The organism is Marseilla massiliensis (genome assembly GCF_023336985.1).
GTDB lineage: Bacteria > Bacteroidota > Bacteroidia > Bacteroidales > Bacteroidaceae > Prevotella > Prevotella intestinigallinarum.
On record NZ_JAMBLP010000034.1, the window covers coordinates 1 to 26,175 of the forward strand.

The window sequence follows — 26,175 nt, forward strand, 5'->3', positions numbered from 1 at the left end:
TATTGGTATTCAATCTGTTGCAAAACGTGCTGTTTGATCGTATAAAACGACACGTTTCGTAGTCCAAAACGTGCCATATTAAAATGCGAAATAGTACAAACGTAGAACCGTTGACTCAACGAGCCTTTTTATTGCATATAGGTATATATCAAAATGCAGAACTCATTTTCGCTTAACAGTTGTAATTTCTTCAATAAAAAGAGTAACTTTGCAATAAAATTATTGCATAATGAATCTGACTAAGCATAAATTAGGCGAGTTGGTAGAGGTTACTCGTGGTATGAGTTTATCAGGCCAATACTATGCGGAAGAAGGTGAATTCATCCGTTTGACACTTGGCAATTTCAATATGAATGGTGGCGGTTTCAAAGAAAACACGTCAAAGACGGACTTATACTTTACAGGGAGCGTCAAAGATGAGTTTATCTTAAAGAAAGGCGACATCATAACTCCGCTTACCGAGCAATCCGTAGGGCTGCTCGGTACAACTGCCCGTATTCCTGAAAGTGGAAGATATATTCAAAGTCAGGATGTTGCATTGGTACGATGCAAAGAAGGTCGTATAGATTCTAATTTTTGCTACTATCTCATATCATCAAAACTTGTCAGACAACAGCTTAGTGCCGCTGCCCAGCAAACAAAAATACGGCATACCTCTCCTGACAAAATTATGGATTGCACTGTTTGGATTCCCAATCTTGAAAATCAGATAAAGATAGGCCGCATTTTAACGGATATTGATAATAAAATTGCGCTTAATCGTCAGATAAATGATAATTTAGAGATACTTGACCATTCATCAAGAGAGGCAGGAGCTCGTCGCGCAGTTTAGTGAGTTTCAGGTTGTTTTCTTCAAACAAGCCAATCTCCGAGAATATCTGTGACTGTCTTTTATCAAATTCCAATAGCACATTATCCTGTGGCACTGCCATATATATTTCATCAAATGTTTGGTTTGTTAAATTATTGATACCTGTACCGCACGCTATACTTTTTATTTTCTCCTTAAAATATTGGCTATTGAATAAATTAAAAAGCAAATATGCATAATGTGCCTTAGCTGTGAATTTTGTCAGGAATGCACCGAATGTATCTTTTGATGCAAATTGGAACATAGCACATTTCCCAATATGTTCTTTACTTCCACTTGACATTGTCATTATAATATCCAGTGGTTGAATGTGCTGTTCTTCAGATACAAATGTTTTTGGAATGTAAGCAGCATTGTTATCATATATTAAATGATTATCTTGGATATTATTACCGCGTAAAACCAATACTCCGAGATTAGAATCAACCATATCTTCTTTTGCGTAAGATACTCCACGAATACTTGACGCAATATTATTTACAGATAAAACAATCCAATTTAAAGGAATCTCTCGTTTCAACTTTTCATTCCACACCATTGCTCCGCCACTCGACTTATAAGGCCGTCCGTTCTCATCGGGAAAATCGAACTGTACGAACCAATAGTCGTAAAGCTGCTTAGCCATCTTCTCTAAATTATCATTTATCTGACGATTAAGTTCTATCTTACGGTCAATGCAAGTTAAAATTGAAACTAACCTCTCTTGTTCTTCTTTTGTCTTTGGCATTATTAGTTTTAGCTCTCCAATGCCTACCTGTGAAAGATTATCCCTTGCGGAACCAGAGCTAAGTCCAATTAAATATTCATAGAGTGTATCTATGTTATATTTTAGGAAGCTCGAACTATAATGTGGGTTAGGGAGAATAGCGCAAATGGCTTGATTGGTACATGCTTCGATTTTAAGCAATGATGCTTTCCCAGCTGTTGCCCCATACATGGCTACAAGGACTGTATCTATGGGATATAACTTGGTGCTTGAACTCTCATAACCTTTTTGCGTTATAAAATTAGTTGCTTTATATATATACGGCGAAGAGAGTTCTCCACTATTAATCCAAGGAATATCACCGTTTTCATAAAATTCTTTCTCCGTAGTCAAAGGAGTTGCACCAGATGAAGTTTCAAATTCATCCGAAAGTTTTATGCACTTCCAACCCTGAGGTACGATACGTTTTCTCTTATATTTCTTCAATTCCATCATAGTTACTCGTTATTTTCTAATTCTTCATCTTCATTCAAAAGATACTCATATTGAGTGCCTTTCAAACTTTCCGGGTCATACTCTTTGCGATAATCCAGTATGTAGGAATGTACCGAACTTGGATAAATGTAAAAATAATGACGACATACTTGCTTGAATAGTTGCAACATACGCTCATTGCCGAGGAAACCGAACATATAATCAAACAACAATTCAACCTCGTTACGGGTGGCCTTACGACTACAGATGTCGTTTACTAATGGTGTATATTGAACCACGGCCAAATCCGAAAGTTTTTCCATTTGGTCGACAATGCCTTTTATTCCCTCTAACAAGCTATCGTAATTGTCTGGACTTTGACATTTTGAATCCATTGTAACTTTTATTCTGAAAATTCGACTTGAAAATCAAGGATTAAATTTGCTGCCTATACAAGCTTACGTTGTAGGCTTTTGCTATTCTCCCAACATATCTCTTACCTCCTTATCAAAATCTGAATCGATACGCTGTGTACGATTAAAAATGTCGTACTCGCTTTCTGCTTTTGCCTTTGCTTGTGCGGCAGAAATACGCCCTTTATCGGGAAGTATCTGGTAACGGCGGAAAGCAAGAAACTCGTTGACACTTGCTGCAAATTGCTTCATGTTAAATGTGTTTTCGCGCTCAATGAGGTCTTCAATATAGTCAAAATAGCCACTCACCGTGCGCTCTAATTGCCGGATTTGTTTCTCATCCAAATAGTTCTTTGCTATTGAAACGTCAGATTTGAGTATTCGCCCATTGGGAGAGTTTTTCCATGTGGTCAGTCCCATGTGTTCTTTGGTATGGTCTGCCTTGGTATAGATGATTTCTGCGGCAGTCTGCCCTGTAATGGCATAGTGGAAGCGGTTTTGCACCATTGCGTAAAACTCTTTTGTTGTGGGAGAGTTACGGTCGTAGTCTGTACTGCATTCGGCATAAATGTCCGTTATCTGTTGCCAAATGCGCCGTTCACTCGCACGGATGGAACGTACCCTTTCAAGCAACTCGCGGAAATAATCCTTGCCGAACACAGCCGCTCCTTGCTTTAGCCTTTCATCATCCAGCACGAAACCTTTACGGATATACTCGTTGAGGATTTTGGTTGCCCATTGGCGGAAACGGGTGGCTTTTGCGGAATTTACACGATAACCAACAGAGATAATCATATCAAGATTGTAGAAGTCAACCAACTCTTCAACTTCCCCTCTTATGCCTCTATTTACGACGGTTGCAATTTTTGCAACTGTCGTATCGGGAGACAATTCTCCGTCTTTATATATGTTTGCTATGTGGCGACTAATGCCTGATTTATCAATGCCAAAGAGTTGTGCCATTGCCTTTTGGGTACACCAAATCGTATCGTCCTTGATAACAACCTGCACCTTGCCCTCTTCGTCGGGCATATTATAAAGCAAGAACTGTATTTCTGCTGCCATGACCTTTATTCTTTAATGTCATTAAATTGAAGGCTGTCAAGCTGCTTCATTATTTCTTCTTCCAACCGATGGCTTTCGGCAAACTGTTCTGCCAGAGTTCGTTTATATTCCGCCATACGGTTGTTGAACTCTTTTTCGGTAATGTCAACATAGTCAATCTTTATGTCGAAATATTGTCCGGCAGAAAGGCTGTAACCTTTCTCTTTTATTTCATCGTAAGTTACGGCAACGGAGAAGTCCTCCACTGCCTCCTTGTGTTGAAACGTATTGACGATTTTGTCAACTTCGTAATTGCGAAGACGGCGTTTCTGGTTATTCCCCTCTTTGTATTCTTCGCCTAACTTACTTGCATCAATCAGAATAACCTTATCGTGATTGGCTGACTTGTCAAAGAAGATGACAGACACGTTTGTGCCTGTAGTTGCAAAGACGTTGCTTGGCATTGAAACAACACCATACACCCAATGCTCATCAACGATGCGCTGCAAAATACGTTTTTCAACTCCACTTTTAGCCGTAATGAAACCTGTTGGAATAACGACAGCTGCTTTTCCGGTAGGTTTCAATGAATTAAGCACGTGCTGTATGAAGCAAGTATATATAGCCATTTTAGGTTTTGACGGGTCTACTTTTTTGACAGGATTAGGAACTCCAGCCCAAAAACGTATTGTATCAGTGGCCAAAGTATCACGGTATTCTGGAAAATCGAGTTTGAAAGGTGGATTGGAAACGACGAAATCAAATTTGCGCAATACACCGTTGCTTTCCTTGTGTGACGGTTCGGTAAGCGTATTGCCTTGCACCACGTTAGGTAAAGATGCTGCAAAATTATTAAGAATAAGATTAAGCCGCAGCATTTCTGTAGATTTCTCTGAAATGTCTTGCGAGAAGATAGAACAACGGTCTTCACCTATTTGGTGGGCAAGAGCCATAAGCAATGTGCCCGTTCCGGCAGCCGGGTCATAACAAGTTACGCCCCGTAAGTCGGAATTATCCCCGACTAAAAGGCGTGCCATCACTTGCGCAATAGCACGTGGAGTATAATACTCTGCATACTTGCCACCACCGGCATTATTGAAACCTTTAAGCAGATGCTCAAAAATGCGTGAGAAGAAATCATATTTTTCTCCAAATACTTCTTCAAAGTTGAATGATGCAACGTTGCGCATCAAGGACTTAGCGAACTCATCCCGTTTCTGTGTATCGGTAACATACGTGGTCAGTGGGAAGAAAATGTTTACCTTGCTTTTACCAGATGTTGTGACCGAGAAAGTTTCGGCATTGAGTGAAGCTATATCTTCCAATGTAGCATCAAGCAACGTGGAAAAGTCACCCTTTGTGGCTGAATTGTACAAATGCGACAAAGTATGTTCAGGCTTCAAACGAGGTACAGAATGAGACAAATAGCTAAATAAATCTTCCACCTCATCTTCGGTAAAAGTGTCATACTCGGCATCCCATTTTTCAGCTTTCGATAATCGTTCACCGTACATTGGGTCGCGCTTGGCTTCATAACCAAACTTGTCATTGAAGAATTTGTAAAGGAACATTTCCGTTACAATCTTATACTCGCTTCCTGTACCAGCCAATCCAAAAGCACTGGTTGTACTTTTCAAAGAATCAATCAGGGCAATGGTAGCCTCGGATATATTGATGTTGCTCATTTAATATGCGTAATTACGTTGTTGTAAATATTCTGTTGTTATCAAATTGTTGATATATTTGCGGTCTTTAAGTTCTGCTCGTATATTCATACTCAAAAGTTCTTTGCCGATAATCGCCAACACATCTTGTTGGAAAGCTGGAACATTGTCAAGTATGTTGATGTCAAGGAATAACCTCCTGTCAATCTCGTCTTTCATCTTTGCCAAATTTTCGGCAATCTCATATTCTTGTGATGAAATGATGGGGCGTTCACGTTTTTGATTTTGTTCCTCAATACGTTTATGTATACGGACAAAACGTTCATCCCCTTTATATTTACGTTTTAGAACATTGTTTCTACGATTTATTTCACGAATCTTCTTCATTACTTCGTCCATATATCGAATGCTTGCTTTCGCTTCTTCCGTAGTTTGCGGAACAAAACCCTTTTTGCGGAAATATTCTCTAAACTCATCAGCAAGAATGACATATCTATCTTCCTTCGTATCAAAGTTGGCCTCAAATTCCGCTTGAACTCGCTCACACCGTTCACGAATATCATTTACAATGATGCGCAATTCTTCTGGAATACCTTTCTTAAACTCGAACTCCAATTCTGACAATGCCACATTGATGATACCTGAAACATCTGCCTTGTGTTCAGTGTTTTCAAACAAGTTAATACGTTCAATGCGGTGGGTGACCTCTGTTATAAGCGTTGGTATTGTGCCTAAAGGTAGCGAAGCAAGTTTCTTCTTGGTTTCCTCGTCGCCAAAAGAACGTACTTGGTTAATGATAGCCTTGGCATCAGAAAGGACATTCCGTAATTCGTACAGACTGTCTTTGCTCTCAATCTCATCAATCTCCTTGCGAAATTCCTCCATGTTGTCGGTTGTGAAATTGAAAAGAACGCTCTTTACCTCTTTTATCTTGGCTTCAACATCTTCCTTACTAACCAAAATGTCGTTGGCTATATTCTCGGTATGTGGTTCTCCTGATTCGTCAGAAGTGCGGTTCAATTCACGTAAATAACGGTCGTTGGTAGCATCAAAGTTCTCCTTGATGTTCACGAAGTCCACCACATAGCCGTACTTGAAATCACGATAGGGTCGATTTACTCTTGTGAGTGCTTGCAATAAATCATGCCCATCAAGAGAACGCCCCAAATACAACTTCTTTAAACGTGGCGCATCAAAGCCAGTCAGAAGCATCTTGTTTACAATAAGGACATCTACCTCCTGCAACTTCTTGAAGCCCTCAATATACTCTTTTCGTTCTGTTTTATCACCTTCGTCATGCAATATAAGTGATGCAACCAGTGGCTTGTAGTTCCCATATTGAAGCATAGGCTCGGCAGCAATGCCTACTTGTATTTCTCTTTGCTGATTGATTTTATTTGCATAACTGAATCGTTCTTGCCAAAGTCGGTACAGTTCCCTTGCCTGCGGGTTTGTTCTGCACACAATCATTGCTCCAACCATTTCATCGTTTTGTTCTTTACGGAAACGTCGGAAGTCTGAAATTATATAGTCAAGCAATGCATTAAGGTAGCTGTCATGCTCCATAATTTTATTACGGTCAACATCTGATTTCTTGACTTCTACCTCACCTGCCAGCTTATCAAGGATATTTTCAATTTTCTCTTTATAGATAGTTTCCACTGGCTCTCGCATGAGCTTACAGGTATAGCCATCGGCGATGGATTTATCGTAATAATATGTGTGTATGTAATCACCGAAAACACGCCAAGATTCACGTTCCTCTTTTAGAAGTGGCGTTCCGGTCAGAGCTATCTTTACCGCATTTTTGTCTGCTTCTAATAGATTTGCCAAGAAACTGCCTGTGGGGTTATAGCCACGATGCGCTTCGTCTATGAAAAATATACGTTGAAGTCGTGTATTATAACTGTCATCAACATTTACTTTTGCCTTGTCTTCCTTAAACTTTTGGATGTTGACAACTGTTATTTCCAATTTGCCTTCGTTGTTGTTAATAATATCCCGATTTGAAATGTCTTGCATCAGTTCATCACGACTTTTGGCATTATGGACAATTAAGCCACGAGCGGCAAATTCATCGGAAGCCTGTTCCATTAAATCGATACGGTCTACAATAAAGTAGAATTTGGCCACAACATCACGCTTGGCAAAATAATCTGTCAGGAATTTCACATTGTAATAAGCAAGGGCTGTTTTTCCACTCCCCTGTGTATGCCAAATAATACCACTCTTGATGCCGCTTGCAAGCGTCTTACGAATGGCATATGAAGCAAACATCTGCTGATAGCGCATAATGTGCTTCTGCAACTCCGTGCCTTGTGTACCGTCATCTAATTCTATTTTACGTTCCACGTATGCAATTCCATAACGAAGTAAAAACAGGAATCGTTCTTTGCTCAACATGGAAGTTATGATGCGGTTCGTAGGTGTGGTGACAGACTTATTCGTTTGGTATTCTTGAAGATTTTTGATGACCACACAATTACGGTGCTTCAAAACCTTATATTCAGTGTCATCTGTAATGGTTTGATAAGGGTATTCCGTTACATACTGCTTGTTTTCTTCACGAAAAACATTGAAAAAAGCTTTTTCTTTTGCGGTGCAACAATAGAAAGCACCTTGTATTGGCACACGATTTTCTGTGTCATACTCCTGATTATTTGAGAAAATCATTAGTTGCGTAACATTAAAGAAACGGCGGAAGCAAGATTTGCTCATACGTTTGTTTATGCGTTCCCTTTCCGCCAAAATCCCTTCATGGTTGTTAGGCTTTTTGACCTCGATAAAAGCAAGCGGTAAACCGTTAACAAAGCACGTAATGTCCGGTCGGAACTCGTCTTCCGTATCTTCATTCTCACAGGTAAATTCTGTGGTAACGTGCCAATCATTATTGTCAGGATTTTCAAAATCAATAAGTTTTATACCACTGTTGGCAGACAACAACTGATAAAACTCACGTCCCAAATCGTCATTATTTGCAATGTTGACAATTTTAGAAAATAACAAAGATGCATCTGACCCAGACATTCCTGGATTAAGACGTTTCACTGCTTTTAGGAAAATGTCTATCAGAATGTTCGTCTTGGTATCGTATGCGCAAATGTTATCCAAGTAAGTATAGCCTAACTTGCACAAATGAAGTGCAGCCGGAACTTGTACTCTTGTATTTTCATTAAACTTCGTATTGCTCATAGTCAGTCCTCTTTTATTTGAAGTTTATAATCTCACTCACATTGACTTCCAACAATTCTGAAATACGTTTCAAAGTCGCCAAATCCGGCTGTGTGGTATTTGTACACCACTTAGAAACCGTTGTTTGATTTACTCCTAATTGTTCTGCCAGCCATTTGTTGGTTTTCTTCTTTTTAACCAATACGAGCTTTAATTGATTCAAATCTTCCATACCGTCAACATAATGCTTTTAATGCAAAAATAGTGATTTTGGGCGAAATATATGCTTTGTGAGTAAATATTTAATGTTATATAACTGATTCAGGATGACTTTGGCTTCGGAGTGATAGAAACAATATGTTCATCAATTTTAATCTTATGATTTCCCGTTGTTGTGCGCAAATTCTTCCTGATGGTATCAATCGTAGAATTAGCAAACCATTCGTGAAATGTCTGCATCACAAATTGAGCCGTAACATCTCGACCGATATTATATTGAAACGCAATATTCCAAGCGAAGTTCTTTAATGAAATCTGAGTAACAGCAGCGCGCCTTTTAATGTGGATTCTCGTTGTTGTGAGTGCTTGCCGATTGGTGACAAAGTATCGGACGCATTCGCATATTTGGAAAATCTCATCCTCATTAAAATCTAATCTTCGGAATGTGTTTCGAGTGTATTGCAATACGGCTTGCAGTTTTTCGTCTTCTTCCTTTTCTTTTTGTTGAAGATATTGTCGTTCCTCATGTTGGTACTCGTAATGGAATAGCTCCATCCGCTTCATTAGAACATCATTGTTGTCTGTTGCAGACGAGGTATTGGCAAAGGCATATTCTTCTTTGGTCTGTTTGTTGGACAGCATTGAGTTTTGGCGCAATAGTGCTACTATAGCAATTATATGCGCCGACAGAAAAATGCAAATGTGATAGATGAATTTGAGAGCAACATAACAAGCGACCATGACAAAGGGGATAAAACTTAATTGCACGCCAATAACATCACTCAAAGGGAATGATATTATTGACGCAAGAAGCACTGTCACCACTTCTATTGCCAAAGCCTGAAATGTATGTCGTCTTTGCTTCATAACTATTTTTATCTATGATTGTTTTGCAAAGGTATAACACATTTTCATAAAAAACGAAAGACAAAAATAAGCATGCGAAAGGCAATAATCTCATTTTGTGGCATTTTGGCTAACATCTGCATACCATCTGCAAAAACGGCTAACAAGTGCTAAATAAAATCGGGCAAAATTGAGATAGTTAAATAAATGTAAATCTTTCTTTCGGTGAGTTGAAGATTCTTTTTATGCTCTCAATGCTTATCCATTCAATGCACACTCATTAAAACAATCCATATTTGTACCATAAAAATATAAATAGCTAATAATCAGTATGTATTATATTTGAGGAAGTGAAGTAAGGCTGATAAACAGCAATAAACAATAATAAGCGAATCGGTGTAACTCATTGAGTTGCACCGATTTTTATTTTGTTAAACTTTGTGTATTTGGCTCTGATTTCGGATTTTTATCGTAAATTTGCGCCAAATCGTTCACGCGACTTAAAGGTTGACGAAGTTAAACTTAAAGACATATACCTTATTATATGTAAGAAATGGCAAAGGCAAATTATCATATCCGAAGGAAGTGCCCTATATGCGGAACCATCTTTGAGATTCGCACCATTGATGCTGTGTATTGTTCTCACAACTGTTCCGCTGTAGCCTCTAAGAGGAAAAAGGCTCAGGAAGAGAAGGAAAAGAAGTATGAGCAGATGGCGAAGGAAATTCCAGACATCAAGGAGTATCTAACAGCAGCAGAGGCAATAGCAATGTACTGCGTTGAACGTAGTACATTGTATCGTGACATTCGATTAAAGAAACTTCCGGCCGTTAATCTCGGCCAACGTCAGCTAAGGCTGAAACGTTCTGATTTGGATGAGCGTTACGAACTGAGGAAGAAAGTGCGGAAGGCTGCCAAGAAGCCTATACCAAAAACATACAACATGGAACCAGAGAATTGCTATACCATAGGAGAAATCTCGAAGAAGTTCAGGATTCATGATTCATCCGTATGGGCTCATATCCGCAAGTTCTCCATCCCTACCCGACAGATAGGTAACTATGTTTACGCTCCAAAATCAGAAATCGACAAACTCTACAAATCCATCAAACTATGAAGACTCCTATGAAGCGCACGGTATTCAAAGTAATACTCCGCAAATCTGAATACAAGGAGCAGTGGTCATTGCTCATTGAAAGTTTTCCTGTCTTTGAGCCTGGTAAGAAAAAACCTCTCCGTAAGCATGAACCACTTGGCCGTTTTATTACTACTCCTATCTTTGATAAGAATAGTTCAGGAAGAACTTTGCCTGATGGTAAAGCATATTACCGGCCCAAACGCGATGCAAACGGAATCATCATGTGCCGTACCCAAAAGGATCAGGAAGCCTGCATATTTGCAGACAAGGTTCGTGACCTTCGTCAGCATGAATATGATAATCAGTCATTATATACAGACACCGAGGCTGAACAGGCAGCACAGAACGAAAGAGCGAAGTGTGATTTCATTAAGTATTTTGAAGACCTGATGGAGAAACGCCACAAAAACAGCTCAAAGTCAATTCAAGTGAACTGGGAAAGAGAATTAGCATTGATGAAGCTATATACAGATGGCAAGCCACTTCTATTTGGCAGTATCAATTTACCCCTTATTGAAGATTACAAGGATTTTCTTATCAACGCACCCATGGGTGGTGGAAAATCCGGCACAATATCAGCTAACACAGCTTCAACTTATTTCTCAATATTCAAGGCAGGACTCCATCAAGCTTTTATAGATGGCTACCTGACAATTGACCTTGCGGCTAAAGTGAAGAACATAGACTTCGAAGAGAGCCAACGGGAATATCTGACTTTGTACGAACTGAATCAGCTCGCCTCTACTCCATGCGATAGTGATATTCTTAAAAGAGCAGCCTTGTTCTCTGCCCTAACCGGACTGCGGCATTGCGATATCAAGCAATTGAAATGGCGTGATGTGGTGAAGGATGAAGAGCACTATCGACTTCTGTTCACACAGCAAAAAACCAAAGGGGTTGAATATATGCCCATCTCAAACCAGGCCTATCAACTTTGTGGTGAACGTGGAGATGCCGACCGCCTTGTTTTTGAAGGTTTACAGAATCCTTCTTGGATAAATAGACCTATCAAGAAATGGGTTGAAGCATCAGGCATTACGAAACACATCACTTTCCACTGCTTTAGGCATTACAGTTATTCTTAATAATTGAAAATGAACAAATTGCAAGGTTCTAATTTTAAATAGGTAACGATTTAGAAACGAGCCAAGTTCTGTATTCTATCTTGTTTTGCATTATCTCAAAAAACGCATATTCTATGCGACAAAGATAAGATATTAAATCAATATACAAAGCATACCTATAAAATAAATACAATAAACATATTGAGCTTCATTAAAGTTTTATACCTTTGTGAAAGCCAGTAAAACAATGACAATATGATAATGAAGAAGATAGTTCTGAACATCAGACTTATCTATACTGAGTATTATATTTCAATTGTAACTGTTGAATAGTAATATTATACTATTTGAAAAAGAATTTAGAATTTTTCTCAACTATAAAAAGATAATCTTCATGAATCAACAGAAACTCTTATTTAGAATATCACAATTACTTTCTCGGTTTACAGAACAAGTCAAGATATTAAATTCAAATGGAGAATTCAGTATAAATATTCATGCTGAAAATATCCTAATTAATATCCTAAATATCATATATGACTGCAATTTAAAAAATATCAATTATGAAGAAGGAAAGACTTATCCAAGTATTGATCTTAGAGATTATGATAAAAGGCTAGCTATACAGGTAACGTCTACCTCTAATTTAGATAAAATCAAGAATACATTATCAGGTTTTATCTCAAATAATTTATATAAAAAGTTTGATACTCTATACGTATATATAATAACAGAGAAACAGAAAAAAAATAAACAGAACTCTATAGATGAAATAATCGAAAATAAGATTAGATTTACTACAGAATGTATTATCGATAAAACAGATTTATACAAAATATTAAATGCTCAAAATGATATTCAAAAGATAACAAATGTATGTAAATTGCTAGAAACACAATTTGCAGATAATAAAAAAGAGTTTGATAAATGGGATTTATATTGTAAAGGTTTATATGAATATGATCAATACATCACAAATCTTTACTCTTATATTCATATTAAGGGTTTTTCTCCTCGAGTAAATAATACTTTAGTTCGGTTAAATATAGATAAGATATATGTTCCTTTAAAATTTAAATTTGATTTTTCAAATAATGCAGAAGAGATATTGCCTAAAGAGAAGCGAATTTCATATGATATTATTACAGCACTAACTAATTTTGAAAAGATTGTTATCTTAGGTGATCCTGGATCAGGAAAATCCACTACTTTGAAATATTTGGCATATACTATATGTGCACATAGAACAGATAGCTATCAATTACAAGCATATATTCCAATATATATAAAGGCAACAGAATATGCGAAATATCTTTCAGACAAAGGACGAAGTTTGTCTGAATTTATTATTGATATTAATACTAAATATGGATTATTATTTTCAGAAAGTTTAGAAAACAATAAATTGATTGTGCTAATAGACGGATTAGATGAAATTAATATAACAAATCAAAGACATAATATTGTAGAAAGAATTAATTCTTTTATTGCCCAATATCCAGAAATAAAAATTATCGTATCCTCTAGAATCGTTGGTTATAAAGAAACTCGATTAAGTAGTTACTTTTTTCATTTTGAGGTTGATAAGTTTTCTGATAAACAGATATACTTGTTTTTAAATAACTGGTATTCATCAATCTCTTCATATTCAAACAATAGTCTTGAAATTGTCTCTGGGGAAGCGAAAAAATTATATCTTTCTATAAAACAAAACGAATCAGTCTACAGGCTTGCATGCAATCCTTTGTTGATAACAATTATCGCATTAATATATTATCAAGGAAATAAATTACCAGAAAAACGGGTATCTCTTTATGAAATAGCAACATCGACACTTTTGGATAATTGGGTAAAGCTTAGGGCAAACGAGAAAAACAATATAGATAAAGAAATACTTATTGAACTATTAGCTATAGTAGCCTTTCATATTCATGAACACTATTCATCCGGTTTAATTCCAGAAAAAGAATTAAGAGATATATTAACTTGTGAATATTCAAAGATATATCCGTATATACCCCAAAAAGAATTAAAGCATGATATAAATGATATAATCTCTTTTTTAAGGGAAGATGCAGGTTTTTTATTTGAGAAAGGACTAGCCGAAAATGGAGAAGCCTTATTTGGTTTTGTACACCTTACTTTTCAAGAATATTTTGCAGCTATAGAGTTTAATACAAGATGGAAAGAAGGAAGTATAAACAATAATTTAAGCGACTATATTTACAATTCTAATTGGACTGAAATCATTAAATTAACAGCGTCACTATTTAAAATAAATGAACCAAGCAGGTTGGGACGAAATCATGCAACAAAGTTTATAACTGACATTTTAAATACAAGTGATGTAATTCCTGAAATCAATCGCCGTTTAAATATTGTATGTCAAATATTAAATGAAGACGTCGAGGTGGACTTTGAGATTCTTAAAAAGATCATTGATGAAATTTTAGATTGTTTATCATTTGATGATAAAAACGAAAATGACCATCCAGCATTTATATATAATTACTGCGTAAATTTACTTCTTCAAGCCACTATTTATCAGGAATATTTACTTGAAAGAATATATGAAATATTGCAATCTCAGCCACATTCTACACTTTCCAAGAGGCTTGTTTATATCCTTATGAGTGCTTCTGATATTTCTGCTGTGCATACAAAATTGTTATTTATATTAGCATCAAATCAAGAAGAGCTAAAAGCTTACATGTTTAACTATAGTACGGTTTTCCCTGTTGCCAATATTGTTAAAACAGAATTGTTCCGTTCTGAAATAATTAACTACATAAACTCTCCAAAATATTCACAAACACATATAAATAATTTACCAATACAATACGTTTGCTGTTTTAAGGAAAATTTAGATGATTGGCTATTATCTATAAGCTTAATTAATGATCCTGAAATAAAAAAAGGCCTTATAGATTTCTATGTATTTTCATGGGGTATGGGAGATGTAGATAATATTAAAACATATTATAAAGCAATTAAAGCAAATTATCCTAGCTTTGATTTGACTCAAATTGAAAACCATATAGCTAAACTTGAAAATTATAAGTCTTTAAAGATAGAAGATTATCCAATACTAACTTTTAATGATATAAATATTTATAAAAGGCAAGAAAATGATTTGTCATATGCTATAATACACAATGATGAAGTTGTCATTATTGATTATCCGTTTAATTACGAAAACTTAGAACCATTCTTTGGGACGTCTACAGCTTCCGTTATTGAATTTTGCGATATGATTATATCAGCAAATAAAACAAAATCGAAAGAAATTATAATCCATAATGATAATGAATTATCTCTATTAATGAGATATTATGATACAATTCATTGGTCTACATGTATTAATCAAAATAAAGCTGTAATATATGCATTATCACATCTTTTTAAAGATGGTTCAATAAACGAAAACATTCTGCATTGGATAAAAACAAATTTTAATAAAAATGGATATTCCGTTAAAACAGAAATATCTTTTAATTTAACTTCTTATGAAGGATCCATAAAATCTTCTTCATTAAATATTTTCGATAAGCTATTTTTATTAAAACTTATTAATCCAAAATTCAAGGATAAAGAAATGTTATCTTTAGCGATTAAAGAGTACAATAAGATAGAATCTTCAAAAACGAAAAATGAATGTAGGACAATTTTATATAGAATAATTTGAGATATCATTTACAATTACATTATCTTTAAGAATCCACTCAAAAAAGCACTGGGAAACATGAATTTCTTTTCTCCTAATGCAAATCTGACATAGATAAACTTCTCATTCTTATTGATTTTTACAACCGTTCCTTTGCCAAACTTCTTATGAACTACAGTACTGTCAACCGCTAATTTCTCAAGTTGTTTCTTGAGATCACTATCTTCTTTCGTTGATTGCACAGATGGTGACTTCGTAGTAGTGGGCTCATTTACAGGGTGAGATTGTACAATTGGTATAGAATTAGGTTGTAAGGTCTTTGTTGTTCCTTGTTCAGTTTGTTTTTTATTGATTGTTTCAGTACCTCTTGAATAGGAATCAGAATCTACCTTTATCATTGAGGATTGCTGATTGTAGAAGAGTTTTTCATACTGCTCCTTGCGAATGGTAGTATCCCAGCCACCTACTTCGTCTGCTATATGCCTATTGATACCAGTATATGTCAGACTCGCATCTTCATAGCGTTTGAATTTGAAGATAGCGTCGTTCATCAGCGGTGCATTAAATACACCGAGTGAACAGAGCATATTAAAGTCCTCAACACTTAAACCTGTAACTTTCTTGAACAGTCCTGGCTCCAACTGTGTAATGACATCCTTCAGGCATCTTTCACGGTAGTCAGTCAAATACATAAATATGGGAATACGAGTAGCAAACTTTATCAGTTTCTCTTGAATCTGTTTGCGTTTACTCTTCATTTCCTTTTCCTCATCAGAAATTTCCTTTTTCTCCTTTGGGGTTGGATTGGGATTTTCTTTCTTTGCCTTTTTAACGGTTTCGGATTTATTGATGATGGTAGTAAGGTCATTGTTCAGGTTACGGAATCCTTCTATATTCATCAAGGCTTTCATGGCTTCAGGACTTGCAAGCAAACGTTTCAGTGTATCATTGTCTACATTTACAAGCAGGGCTGATTCCCACCGTTTTGCCAACAGCGTAGCCGAAGTTCCTGCCAAAGCGATATCCAAGATGTCTTGTGCATCAACTTCCTTCATGCTGCTTCCATCATAAGCCAATACAGGAAGGAATTTTATGAATTCACCGACTTTCGCCTCTGGATTAGACTCGTTGATATCCAGCCTGCAACTGTAATCAGATATTTGTCGCAAGGCTCTGTCAAGGGCAAAGTCAAAGACATAACATTCATTTTTCATTATGATACGCTTTCCATCCTCATCCTTTACTTCCCATGGACTTTGAACTCTAAATGCTGCCTGAAAATATGTTTCCGGACTTTTCAGATTTCGCAGCATGAATATTCCAGTCCAAGGCTTCACGGTAACACCTGTTGTCAGTTTGCCACAAGTCAGTGTTATTGTTTTTGTCCTAAGAGGATCTCCCATATTCGCCAGAACCGGATACAAAGCATCCAGACCGATTCCGGCTGCAGTTCCAGCACATACTGTTACTTTGTAATCATGGTAAAATTTGTTTTGCCGTTGAGCAAGCAGATTTGCCATAGCAAAACAAGATGCGACATTAGGTAGAAACCAAATTGTGTGTGAAAGTACATTGAGTAATCGAGTATCACTGAATGGCATTGGAGGGCGTTTATCCTGTCCTAACTTCATATCATCTATACTAGCCGGGAGGTATGAACCACGAATAAGATTCAGCCATTTCTGTACCTCGTTCTCATATTTGAATCTGGCATTTACACCTTTGCCTTCTGCTGCGAAAAACACATTCAGGTCAAACTCATCAAACTCACCTTGCTTTGCTACTTCCTGTATTTCATCAGGCATACGGTAAGTAAGCATTACCATTCGTGGCAGGGCTATATACGGATTACCGTTACCTTTCCATTCCGTTTTAGCTCGCTGCTCATCAGAATAAGTCCAGTTAAAGATCTGCTCCTCTATAAATTCTCCGGTATTGATGGCTCTGAATGGTGTTCCTGAGAGAAACAGATAATATCGTGTTGAAATAGGAAGCCATGTTTCATTGATGGCATTGCTTGCTTCATCTTTCTGATATTTTTCCGCATCAAAATCTACCTCATTTTCTTCATCCTCCTTTTCAAACAATTCCTTCGCCCTCTCTTTCCAGGCTCCGAAGTGATATTCGTCAAATATTACCAAATCCCAATTTGTCGAATGGATAAACTCATTTTTGGTTTTTATTCCTCCACTTTCGTTTGTGCCAAGCAAATCCTGAAACGAACCAAAAACGACAATGGGCCTTGATTTATCCACACGATTAAACTCCTGGTCAATATTCAGATTATTGTTGCGTGCATCTTTATTGGATATGTACTGCCACCCTTCAAAATCAATATGAGATATAAGGTCTTCTCTCCAGGCCGATTCTACAGCAGGTTTGAATGTGAGGATTAAAATCCGTGACAAACCCATTTTCTTTGCCAGCTGATAACTGGCAAATGTTTTCCCGAAACGCATTTTTGCATTCCACAAGAACTTTGGTGTGCGACCAGGTTCTTCTTTGAGTGCCTGATCATAATATTTTTTAGTCTGTTCTACGGCACGAAACTGTTCAGGACGCATCGTGAAATTCTGTGTTCTGTTCTCAACATTGTCTGACCCTGTACGAAGGGATAATATAGCAGCTTCAACATCAGATACTGAACACTTGAACCACTCATCGGTTTTGTCAAGAGGATTCAGTCGATGACATCCTTTGCTTTCAAGAATCTTGTGTATGTCCTTATCTGTAAAACAAGATCTGTCATTAGCCATTGCTGACTTCACTAATACAATCTCATACTTGATTTTGCTTGTGTGAAGTTGTTCCTCTATACGCTCTTTGGCAGTACGTTCTGTATATCCGATTTTCAAATATCCTTTATGTGAATCTACTCCAGGCAATCTGTAGGCATATATTGTAGGAGTAACAGCAGGTCGTTGGGGAAAGAAGTTATGTTCCATAATTTACTCCATTGATGTAATCATTGATTCAATAAAATCAATTTCATTTTGGGTTAGATTGTATTTCTCGTAAAGTTCCTTATCAGTCCAAGATTTTGAGAAATCTTGAATAGGGACAAAAGAGTACGTACTTTGAGTCATATTATTATTTTTTCTAGCACCTACAAGGCATCTGAAAAATTTTGTCTCTATATATGACTTCACATTCTTACACTCTTGTTCACTGCCAAATGGACCAATTCTTAAAAATGTTTCTGTGCAAGCAGTATTTTTACCTGCGATTTCAGACTTCCCTAATATTCTGGCTGGAACGGGATAACCTATTTGTCCTGCTGCTCCATCTGCTTTAGAGATAAATATTTTATACTTATCCAGTTCATCTTTGTTTCTTCCAATAAATGATTTATCAATATTCTTATATTGTCTTTTTCCACCTTCTACTCCAAAAACTTTGCATGTGTTGATAGCTTTTTTACTTTCGACAAATGGAGATCGGAAATAATACGGATTTCTTGGACTAACAAGTTGAGAAAAACTTTCTTCATTGAAAGATGCAACTTTTCGAATAATTGAGATTACTTCATTGTACCTGATAAATACATCTGCACCTTTTTCCAGAAGAGGGCGTTCTGATATGGCTGTAATTTGGTTTTGTGAATGGGAATAAACCTTACATAATCCTTTTTGATCTCGGTCCCATAAAAAGTAACACACGCCTCCTTCAATGGCAACGCCAGGAAAACAATCATTTGCATTTCCAAAATCATGTATTTCTCTGATATGCTCATCATGAAGCATTTCATCTCTAAATTCATCCAAACCTTTTCCCCCTGTAAACCATCTGGAAGGTATAATCATTGTTAGATAATGAGGCTTTAGTTTTTTTGCATTAATTATAAACTTATGATATATTGGCATAGCACTTGAACCTGTCCCGCCTCCATCACTCATTTGATAAGGGGGATTGCCTATAATCACGTCAAATTTCATATTGAATACTTTATTTACATCTAAGTTGTGGATAAATTGGTAAGCATGATTTTCAAGTTCAGCCCCACGATCATATTCATTTTGCGAAGCCCCGCAATAGGTGCATTTGCCATCTTTCCAAGTATGTTTAATACGTTGGAAGATTATATTTCCTTGAGATTTTTCTTCAGGGAACTGATATACCGAAAACTCTCCACTCGGATATTTACTACAATAAACACTTCGACGGGAAAGTAAACTTGTGAGTTCTGTAATGGCAATGCCAAAGAGTTGCTTTGAAAATATATGTTCTATACGCTTTTCAAGGTCAGGAATTTGCTGTTCAAGCCCTTTTATCAGTCTCTTTGCGATTTCCCGTAAAAACACACCACTTTTGCAGCAAGGATCCAAGAATGTCGTATCGGGATTTTCAAACAACTCTTGTGGCAGCATATCAATAATCTTGTTAGCCAATTCCGGAGGAGTGAATACCTCATCACTGCTAAGATTTGCTATACACGATAGTACGTCCGGATTATAGGCATTTTGAAACAAGCTATTCTCCATAATCCTGAACCTTTTTATAGTGAGTAATATATCTCCTTAAGAATATTCCGCCTTCCTGCTGTACACCAGATAAAGAAAAAAGATTACTTTCTTTACCAAGAAGACTTGACATTGTATAATCGGAACGCTGCATTTGGGTATTGCCTATAAGGGTCCATTCAGAGAACACTATAGGAACAGAGGTGTCATTACCTTCATTATCAACACACATTAAAGTCAGAGCATTGCCGTTTATGATATTACGACTGATAATAAATTTTGCAGCCTGACGAGTGTCATCCGAAGATTCTGTTTTGCAAAGGGCAGTATATTCTTCATCCCAGATGGAAAAAAGACGTTTACGACATGCCAAAACATTGTCGTCCATTATGTCTATTCCATATAGACTTCCTATTGCCACTATTGCTTGTCTCTCATAATCATGAGGACTCTTCTTATATTTTCTTCTTAATTCTGTGAGTTTACGTCTGAGTATGGCAGAAAGGAAATTCCCGTCACCACAAGCTGGTTCCAGAAATCGGGAATCCGGTCTCAAACACTCATTTTTTACAAGGTCCAACATTGCGTTTACTTCACGCTCTGCTGTGAATACTTCACCTCGTTGTGCAACTCTTTCTTTAGACTTTATCTGACTCATATTCCATCTTGCTGAGTCTCTCTATGTAAGAGGTAGTATGACAGATGGAATATCCTGGTTATCAACTGTTGTTTAAGTCTCAAAAATCGAATCTGATAAACAATTCTATGTTTTTGAACACTGTAATGTGCTTTTATTGGCTCTTAAATAATGATAATTGCTATATTTTGTGTAATTTCGCAACAAATTATATCTCTCTTACATAGAATGGAGTAGTTTTACTAAACACTTCATATGCCCCTACAAATCCCTTAATATCTGAGCGTTGGCTTTATCTACTATGGAGTTGTCCAATGTGGCCAGATAAATTTGTGTGGTCGCCTCGGAATCATGTCCCCTTCCTTCACTGATAACCGAAATCGGAATGTTCTTGCCTTTGGCTGCGCTTGCCCATGAATGACGGGCACAGTACATACTCAGAGGAAAGGATATATCGGCCAGTCTGGCTATTTCTTTCTGGTTCCTGTTTATTCCGGACATGACATTCCTGTAATGCTTGTGCGTATCCTTAAAAGGATATTTCAATACCGGCAAAAGATAAGGACTGAGGCTGTCTTCCGGGTATTTGCCGACAATCTCCTGCATACATTTTTCCCACTTGATGACCAGCTGCTGCCCGGTCTTTCGTCTGCGATACGATAAGAAGCCGTTCTGAAGATCTTTCTTTTTCAGGTGAGCCATATCTATGAACGACATGCCACGGGTATAGAAACTGAACAGGAACATGTCCCTTGCAAATTCCAGATTAGGCTGTAAGGACAGATCCAGATTCTTCATACGCTTGATGGCGGATAAGGGAACGGCACGCTTGACGGTCTTGTCCACTCCCGTATAGACATGCCTGAAAGGATTGCGCTGTTCCATCAGTTCCTTTTCCAGGGCACGGTTATATACCGCCCGAAGGATGCGTATGTAGAATGAACTGGTATTCCGTACGGCTCCTTTTCCATGAAGGTAAGCTTCATAAAGCTGCATCAAGTCCGAATCAATTTCGGACAGCAGAATGTCCCGATCCTGTCTGAACTGCATGAAACTTTTCAGGGTGCAGGAATAATTTTCAGCCGTGCGTATCTTGCCCATCTGTTTGAGACGGGCTATGATGCCTTGCATGAAGTTGAAAAGCGACTGTCCCTCTGTATTGTTCTGAAAAGAAGCGACAATATCATCTGCTGTATATGTCCCTTTCCGATTTTCCAATTGGTGGACAATCATGTCCAGCCGTTTCAGGTCCCACTCCAAGCGTTCCTGCAAGGAAAGAAGCAGGTTGCTTCGTTCTGAATTACTGACAATGATACAGCTTCCAACTTCGTTCCATTCGTTAGTAAATATCCGGTAATCCGTCTTTAACTGACGGATTACACGGTTCTGGATAATCTGATAATAGATGGTGCCTTCCTTTCCCTCTATGGTGGAAGGTCTGAATTTCACTTTGACACTGGCCATGGGCTTACTTTTTAGGTTCGTCCGTAATAGACTTGACCTTGATGGACTTCGCCTTGCTGTCCAGTTCTTTTGCGGCCTGTTCTTTCAGCCGTGCCTGCTCGGTCAGGGTAGCCTGTCTCCGTACCGCTTCCTCGTAGGCTTCCACATCCTCACGCATCTGTTCTATCCGTTCGTTATCCCGGTTCGGCCCAAAGAGGTTCTCAAGTTCCACGAGTTGCTCGGGGGTAGCCTCTCCTTTCATCTTGACATAACGGTACTTCAGATCATTATCGGCCTGCTCGTTATCTGTTCTCGCCGAAAAATAAAGAGCCACGGACAGGGCCACGATTGCCGCGAACATCACGGAAAAACACCCAAGGATGTACGGGGATTTTATGCTCAGACTGAAATGATGGTTGATGTTGCTTGTCTTGACGGCATTCTTCCTGATTGTGTTATTGGTCTCACAAAACAGGTTTTCCACTTTCTCCTGGTTCTGCCGCTGTTCATTACGCATTTCCGACAAGACCTGCCCAAGTCTTTCCTGTGACGAGTTTTTCCTGTCCATGGAAACCATATCGTTCTTGATGGCGGCAAGACCTTCGTACACGCGAGCCAACAATTTGCGAAATGTCTCATGACCTTTCCGGACTTCATTCAGCACGGACTCATCCTTTTCCTTTTCATTGTTAACTGTCGGGCTGTTGCTTTCCGGCAATGGGACGGACAACCCGTTGATTTTGTTCTCGATTCTTTCCAGGCATCCGAAGATGCTCTCGATATATTCTTCCATTTTCATATTCCTGTAATTTTAATGTTCATGAATAATTTGAATGGGAAAGGACGGACTACAATCCGAAACCTTTCCTTTTTTGTCTCTTCTTCCTGCGTCTGCGCAAGAGCTCTTCCTGAGGTAACGGCTCTTCGGGAGTGGTACCGTTTGTCGGACTGAACAGTCCAAGTCCTGTACTTTCGAGAAGATAGCCTCCGTCCGGTATTCTTTGCTGCACCTTACGTTCGGATTCCTGTTGAGATTCAGAAGTCTTCCAACCCAGCCGGGCATTCAGTCTGGCAAAGCTGAACTCCCGGCTGATCTGTGAAGCCTTGAAGGTCTTCCCGTCTTTGGTGAACCGGATTCCTTGTATGTCCTCCGGCCTTTTTATCTCCCTGGTACGCTTTACAAATTCCAGCCTGATGCCCCGACGAAGCAGGTAATCGTTGAACTCTTTCCATGTTCCGGAGCGCTTCAAAGCTGCCTTGACGGCATTGAAGATTTCGTATTTTACACGTTCCGAAGCATGGAGTTTCTCCACGTTAGTCTTGCCCTTTCCCTCGGCGTATGTCAACCCGTACCTGTCCTTAAGCAGTTTTGTGGCAATCTCGTTACGCTTGTAATCGCCTTGGGAAGAGATTACCTTGCCATCATACCCGATGCGGTTATAGACCAAGTGGCAGTGCGGATTGTCCGTGTTATGGTGTCTTACCAGAATAAACTGAGTGTTTTTTATCCCCATCAGGTCCATGTATTCCCGGGCTATTTTAGCCATAAACTCGTCCGTCAGCAGTGCCTTGTCCTCCGGCTTGAAGCTCAATGCGATATGCCCGACTGGCTGTTTTATCTTCGGATTAAGCTCACGCTGGTAGTTGAAACTGGCCGTTATTTCCCGGATATTTTCCAGCAGTACGCCGTCGGAGTCGATGATTTCCGCGTTGTCCTTGCCCATCACGTAACGGATACAGCCGCCGAAGGATTTCCCTTTCTTGATCTTGCCAATCATGACGGCCTCCTTTCTCCGTACCTGTACCGGACAATAATCTCCTTGAGCTTCTGCAGGAGTTCCGTCACCGTCCTTTGGGTACGGTGAAATCCGGCCTGATGGGACAGACGAGTCAGCTGGTTCAGGTTGTTCGCCATACCCGTAAGGCTGCGTATGACGGCAGTCTCTTCGGTCGAGTGCCTGGCCGTTATCGTTGTCTCAAAGGCTGATGTGCGGAGAAATTCCGCCAGCGTGAGGTTAGCCTGTCTGCTGCGTCGGCACAACCGTTCATAGTCTATCTTGGAGAATTTCACTGTAACGGCTTTGCTGAGTTTGCACACTCCGCTTACTCTGGGGCGTCCCCTCGGTCTATTTTTCTTTCTGTCATTCATATTTTCTTCGTTTGATTTCTGATTATTCTTTTTCTCACAATCTGCGACCACCGGGAGCGGATTGCCTCCACTCTTCGAGAGTGGAGCGAGGTTTTCAGGATGCCCGAAAGATAACCTCGCTAACTCCCAAAACTGAAGTTTTGTCCATTACCCCCTCAGGTCGGCTACTGACTGTCTGAATACTGTAATGACTGTAGTCAGTAAGCAAGTCTGTCATTCCGGGAAATGTCACAGCTTTCTCCACTGCTCGAAGTCTTCCGAATAGATTTCAAGATGCTGCCGGGCGATGTTCTCAAGCAGTCCGGAAACACTCATTTTGCGTCCTCCCAACCTGCGGACAAACTCGTCCAGCCTGTCACGTACCTCACCACTTACGAACACGGGCTTGCGGTCTTCGATTCTCGGCACCTGAAGAAAAGCTTTCCGGTATTCGTCCAGAGAAAGTTTCCTCTGCCTGCTGCTTATACGACGTTGAGACGAGAGAACTGCTTCCTCTTTTCCGGTTGATGGTTGTTGGAACTCGGATGTGGTGTCGGTCTGTTCTACCGTGCCTTCTGACTTCTCTTTTCCGGTATCATTCAAGGATGATTCCATGGCAGTTTCAATGCTGCCATCTGACGGGAGTATGAATGACATGTCCGTACCTGTCATGGCCTCCCATTCTTCTTTGGTCAATTTCTTTTTTGTTACCATACATTTTTAATTTTAATCGGTTTACTCACTGGTCTCGGTGCGCACCTTGACTCGTTGTCGTGAGCAAAGGAAATGTGTATAGTAAACAGAATCAAGCAAATGGAGATACCGTGGCAATTATGTTACCCTATGCACAATATAGATTGGGCGGTCGGTGCTGCCTGCCGTGATTTGCCGGAGTGATTCTTCCATACCGGATTATTCAAGCGGATTCCGTTTATAAAGAAGGCTCATTGTATGCAGTTGATATGTAACATGATGTCATTCCGGGCAACGCATCGTCACCGGTCTGAAAATCCATTGCAGTGTGATTCCTACTGCTTTTATTTGCAGTGGGAACAGGGAAAACGGTCACGTTTCCAGCCGAGAATAGGACAATGATACATGATGGAATATCGGCTGTAAAAGACCTATTCTGTTCCGGATTTTTGAATATATGTTTAACTGAAAATAATGTAGACAATGGAAATCATCAGCTTTGAAAAAAGGACTTTCGAGGAGATTGCCGCCAAGTTGGATCGTTTCGTTCAGCGGGTGGAAAGCCTGTGCCGTGAACACGGCGACAAGGAAACAAGTGAATGGATGGACAACCACGAGGTCTGCCGCAGGTTGCGTATCAGTCCGAGAACCCTGCAGACCTTGAGGGATAACGGGACGCTTGCCTTTACCAAAATAGGGAACCGGACTTACTACCGTCCTGACGATGTGGAGCGGGTAGTCGGTAACGTGGAGGACAAACGCAAGGAAGCCCGTTGGAAAGGCAAGACCATTTGAACGAGTTTCAAGAATAATGTATAACCAATATCAAACGCGTATGAGTAATGAAATCAGAGAAAAGAACCACGAGTGGGTAAAGACGTTCCACTCGAATTTCGACAGGTTGCTGGCCCTGCTCGAAAGGGTGTTGGAGAAACGGCAACCGTCTGCCTATGGAGATGAACTGCTGACGGACAAGGAAGTGGCATATCTGCTGAAAGTGAGCCGGAGAACCTTGCAGGACTACCGCAACAACGGCATTTTGCCTTATACACAGGTAGGCGGCAAGATTCTCTACCGGGCTTCCGACATAGAAAAGACACTGATGAAAGGGTACAAGGAGGCGTACAGATACAAAAGAAGCTGACACTCCAAACACTCCACAAAGGACACGTAGGGATTTTGATTTTTCTGGAGGGAGCGCAGTTGACCGCCTGCCCGTTTAATTTGTGTTTCTAAAAAAAAAGCCTTTCCAAAATGATAAAAAAACAGCATATAAGTATTAGGCCCTATTTGAACCAATCTATATGCTGTTTTATCTTTTTCTTCTGACTTTTCCGTCAGTCGCTTGTTTCCGCTGCCGTTGGCGTCCATTGTACAGACGTGAAAGGGAAAAGGTTTTCGGGCTGAATACGCTCTGAAAGAGGAAGATTCTGCCCGAAACGGCAAAGCCGCTCGACCTTTTCGCTTTCAATAGAGTCTGTACTAACTTCTATGGACGGCGAGGAAATAGGCGACTGATGAAATATTTTATGAGATAATA

The 26,175-nt window shown here is 39.0% G+C and carries 22 protein-coding genes; 6 read left to right on the top strand and 16 right to left on the bottom strand.

Annotation, left to right across the window (positions count from 1 at the left end; translation table 11 throughout):
* The first annotated feature begins 229 nt into the window (after positions 1-229).
* Positions 230-832: a restriction endonuclease subunit S gene (locus tag M3089_RS14545; protein WP_249084898.1), complete on the top strand. Its 603-nt coding sequence runs from the start codon at positions 230-232 to the stop codon at positions 830-832.
* On the opposite strand, the gene M3089_RS14550 is transcribed toward M3089_RS14545, so the two are convergent.
* From M3089_RS14550 to M3089_RS14580, 7 genes are all read right to left on the bottom strand, one after another.
* Positions 756-2,072 (bottom strand): restriction endonuclease subunit S, encoded by a 1,317-nt coding sequence (locus M3089_RS14550; protein WP_249084900.1) that lies wholly within the window; start codon positions 2,070-2,072, stop codon positions 756-758. The genes M3089_RS14545 and M3089_RS14550 overlap by 77 nt on opposite strands.
* 2 nt (positions 2,073-2,074) lie before the next feature.
* Entirely contained in the window at positions 2,075-2,446 is a 372-nt protein-coding gene (locus M3089_RS14555) for a hypothetical protein (protein ID WP_249084901.1), read from the bottom strand.
* An 81-nt stretch (positions 2,447-2,527) separates the two neighbouring features.
* Positions 2,528-3,529, bottom strand: coding sequence for a virulence RhuM family protein (locus M3089_RS14560; RefSeq protein WP_249084903.1), 1,002 nt, complete (start codon positions 3,527-3,529; stop codon positions 2,528-2,530).
* 5 nt (positions 3,530-3,534) lie between these two features.
* Entirely contained in the window at positions 3,535-5,193 is a 1,659-nt protein-coding gene (locus M3089_RS14565) for an HsdM family class I SAM-dependent methyltransferase (RefSeq protein ID WP_249084905.1), read from the bottom strand.
* Complete coding sequence (locus M3089_RS14570) at positions 5,194-8,364, bottom strand: HsdR family type I site-specific deoxyribonuclease (RefSeq protein WP_249084906.1); 3,171 nt, start codon at positions 8,362-8,364, stop codon at positions 5,194-5,196.
* Between the two features lie 13 nt (positions 8,365-8,377).
* Positions 8,378-8,575 carry a helix-turn-helix transcriptional regulator gene (locus M3089_RS14575; RefSeq protein WP_249084907.1) on the bottom strand — a complete coding sequence of 66 codons (198 nt, stop codon included), beginning with the start codon at positions 8,573-8,575 and terminating at the stop codon, positions 8,378-8,380.
* An 89-nt stretch (positions 8,576-8,664) separates the two neighbouring features.
* Positions 8,665-9,429 (bottom strand): hypothetical protein, encoded by a 765-nt coding sequence (locus tag M3089_RS14580; RefSeq protein WP_249084909.1) that lies wholly within the window; start codon positions 9,427-9,429, stop codon positions 8,665-8,667.
* A 532-nt stretch (positions 9,430-9,961) separates the two neighbouring features.
* On the opposite strand from M3089_RS14580, the gene M3089_RS14585 reads away from it, so the two are divergent.
* The 3 genes from M3089_RS14585 to M3089_RS14595 all read left to right on the top strand — a co-directional run bounded on the left by M3089_RS14585 (position 9,962) and on the right by M3089_RS14595 (position 15,295).
* A complete protein-coding gene (locus tag M3089_RS14585) occupies positions 9,962-10,525 on the top strand; it encodes a helix-turn-helix transcriptional regulator (protein WP_044064329.1) in 564 nt (187 codons plus the stop codon).
* Complete coding sequence (locus M3089_RS14590) at positions 10,522-11,631, top strand: site-specific integrase (protein ID WP_249084911.1); 1,110 nt, start codon at positions 10,522-10,524, stop codon at positions 11,629-11,631. Before M3089_RS14585 ends, M3089_RS14590 begins: the two co-directional genes overlap by 4 nt.
* Before the next feature lie 373 nt (positions 11,632-12,004).
* Positions 12,005-15,295 carry an SMEK domain-containing protein gene (locus tag M3089_RS14595; RefSeq protein ID WP_249084913.1) on the top strand — a complete coding sequence of 1,097 codons (3,291 nt, stop codon included), beginning with the start codon at positions 12,005-12,007 and terminating at the stop codon, positions 15,293-15,295.
* A 14-nt stretch (positions 15,296-15,309) separates the two neighbouring features.
* On the opposite strand, the gene M3089_RS14600 is transcribed toward M3089_RS14595, so the two are convergent.
* The 8 genes from M3089_RS14600 to M3089_RS14635 all read right to left on the bottom strand — a co-directional run bounded on the left by M3089_RS14600 (position 15,310) and on the right by M3089_RS14635 (position 24,656).
* Positions 15,310-18,219 (bottom strand): GIY-YIG nuclease family protein, encoded by a 2,910-nt coding sequence (locus M3089_RS14600; protein WP_249084915.1) that lies wholly within the window; start codon positions 18,217-18,219, stop codon positions 15,310-15,312.
* A 3-nt stretch (positions 18,220-18,222) separates the two neighbouring features.
* Entirely contained in the window at positions 18,223-19,755 is a 1,533-nt protein-coding gene (locus tag M3089_RS14605; RefSeq protein WP_249084916.1) for an Eco57I restriction-modification methylase domain-containing protein, read from the bottom strand.
* Complete coding sequence (locus M3089_RS14610; RefSeq protein WP_249084919.1) at positions 19,745-20,392, bottom strand: restriction endonuclease subunit M; 648 nt, start codon at positions 20,390-20,392, stop codon at positions 19,745-19,747. Before M3089_RS14610 ends, M3089_RS14605 begins: the two co-directional genes overlap by 11 nt.
* Positions 20,393-20,632: 240 nt before the next feature.
* Positions 20,633-21,835 carry a site-specific integrase gene (locus M3089_RS14615; RefSeq protein ID WP_249084921.1) on the bottom strand — a complete coding sequence of 401 codons (1,203 nt, stop codon included), beginning with the start codon at positions 21,833-21,835 and terminating at the stop codon, positions 20,633-20,635.
* A gap of 4 nt (positions 21,836-21,839) precedes the next feature.
* Positions 21,840-22,613, bottom strand: a complete 774-nt coding sequence (locus tag M3089_RS14620) for a hypothetical protein (protein ID WP_249084923.1) — start codon at positions 22,611-22,613, stop codon at positions 21,840-21,842.
* A gap of 49 nt (positions 22,614-22,662) precedes the next feature.
* Positions 22,663-23,592 (bottom strand): relaxase/mobilization nuclease domain-containing protein, encoded by a 930-nt coding sequence (locus M3089_RS14625; protein WP_249084925.1) that lies wholly within the window; start codon positions 23,590-23,592, stop codon positions 22,663-22,665.
* Complete coding sequence (locus tag M3089_RS14630; RefSeq protein ID WP_249084927.1) at positions 23,589-23,963, bottom strand: plasmid mobilization protein; 375 nt, start codon at positions 23,961-23,963, stop codon at positions 23,589-23,591. The genes M3089_RS14625 and M3089_RS14630 overlap by 4 nt, the downstream gene beginning before the upstream one ends.
* Positions 23,964-24,191: 228 nt before the next feature.
* Positions 24,192-24,656: a DUF3408 domain-containing protein gene (locus tag M3089_RS14635; protein WP_249084929.1), complete on the bottom strand. Its 465-nt coding sequence runs from the start codon at positions 24,654-24,656 to the stop codon at positions 24,192-24,194.
* 462 nt (positions 24,657-25,118) lie between these two features.
* On the opposite strand from M3089_RS14635, the gene M3089_RS14640 reads away from it, so the two are divergent.
* Both M3089_RS14640 and M3089_RS14645 read left to right on the top strand, forming a co-directional pair.
* Positions 25,119-25,430 carry a helix-turn-helix domain-containing protein gene (locus tag M3089_RS14640; RefSeq protein WP_249084931.1) on the top strand — a complete coding sequence of 104 codons (312 nt, stop codon included), beginning with the start codon at positions 25,119-25,121 and terminating at the stop codon, positions 25,428-25,430.
* A gap of 40 nt (positions 25,431-25,470) precedes the next feature.
* The gene (locus M3089_RS14645; protein ID WP_249084933.1) at positions 25,471-25,779 is read left to right on the top strand and encodes a helix-turn-helix domain-containing protein; all 309 of its coding nucleotides are present in this window, start codon (positions 25,471-25,473) and stop codon (positions 25,777-25,779) included.
* A gap of 193 nt (positions 25,780-25,972) precedes the next feature.
* Here M3089_RS14645 and M3089_RS14650 read toward each other — a convergent pair.
* A partial coding sequence (locus M3089_RS14650) for a hypothetical protein (RefSeq protein ID WP_249084935.1) occupies positions 25,973-26,175 on the bottom strand: 203 nt, incomplete at its 5' end.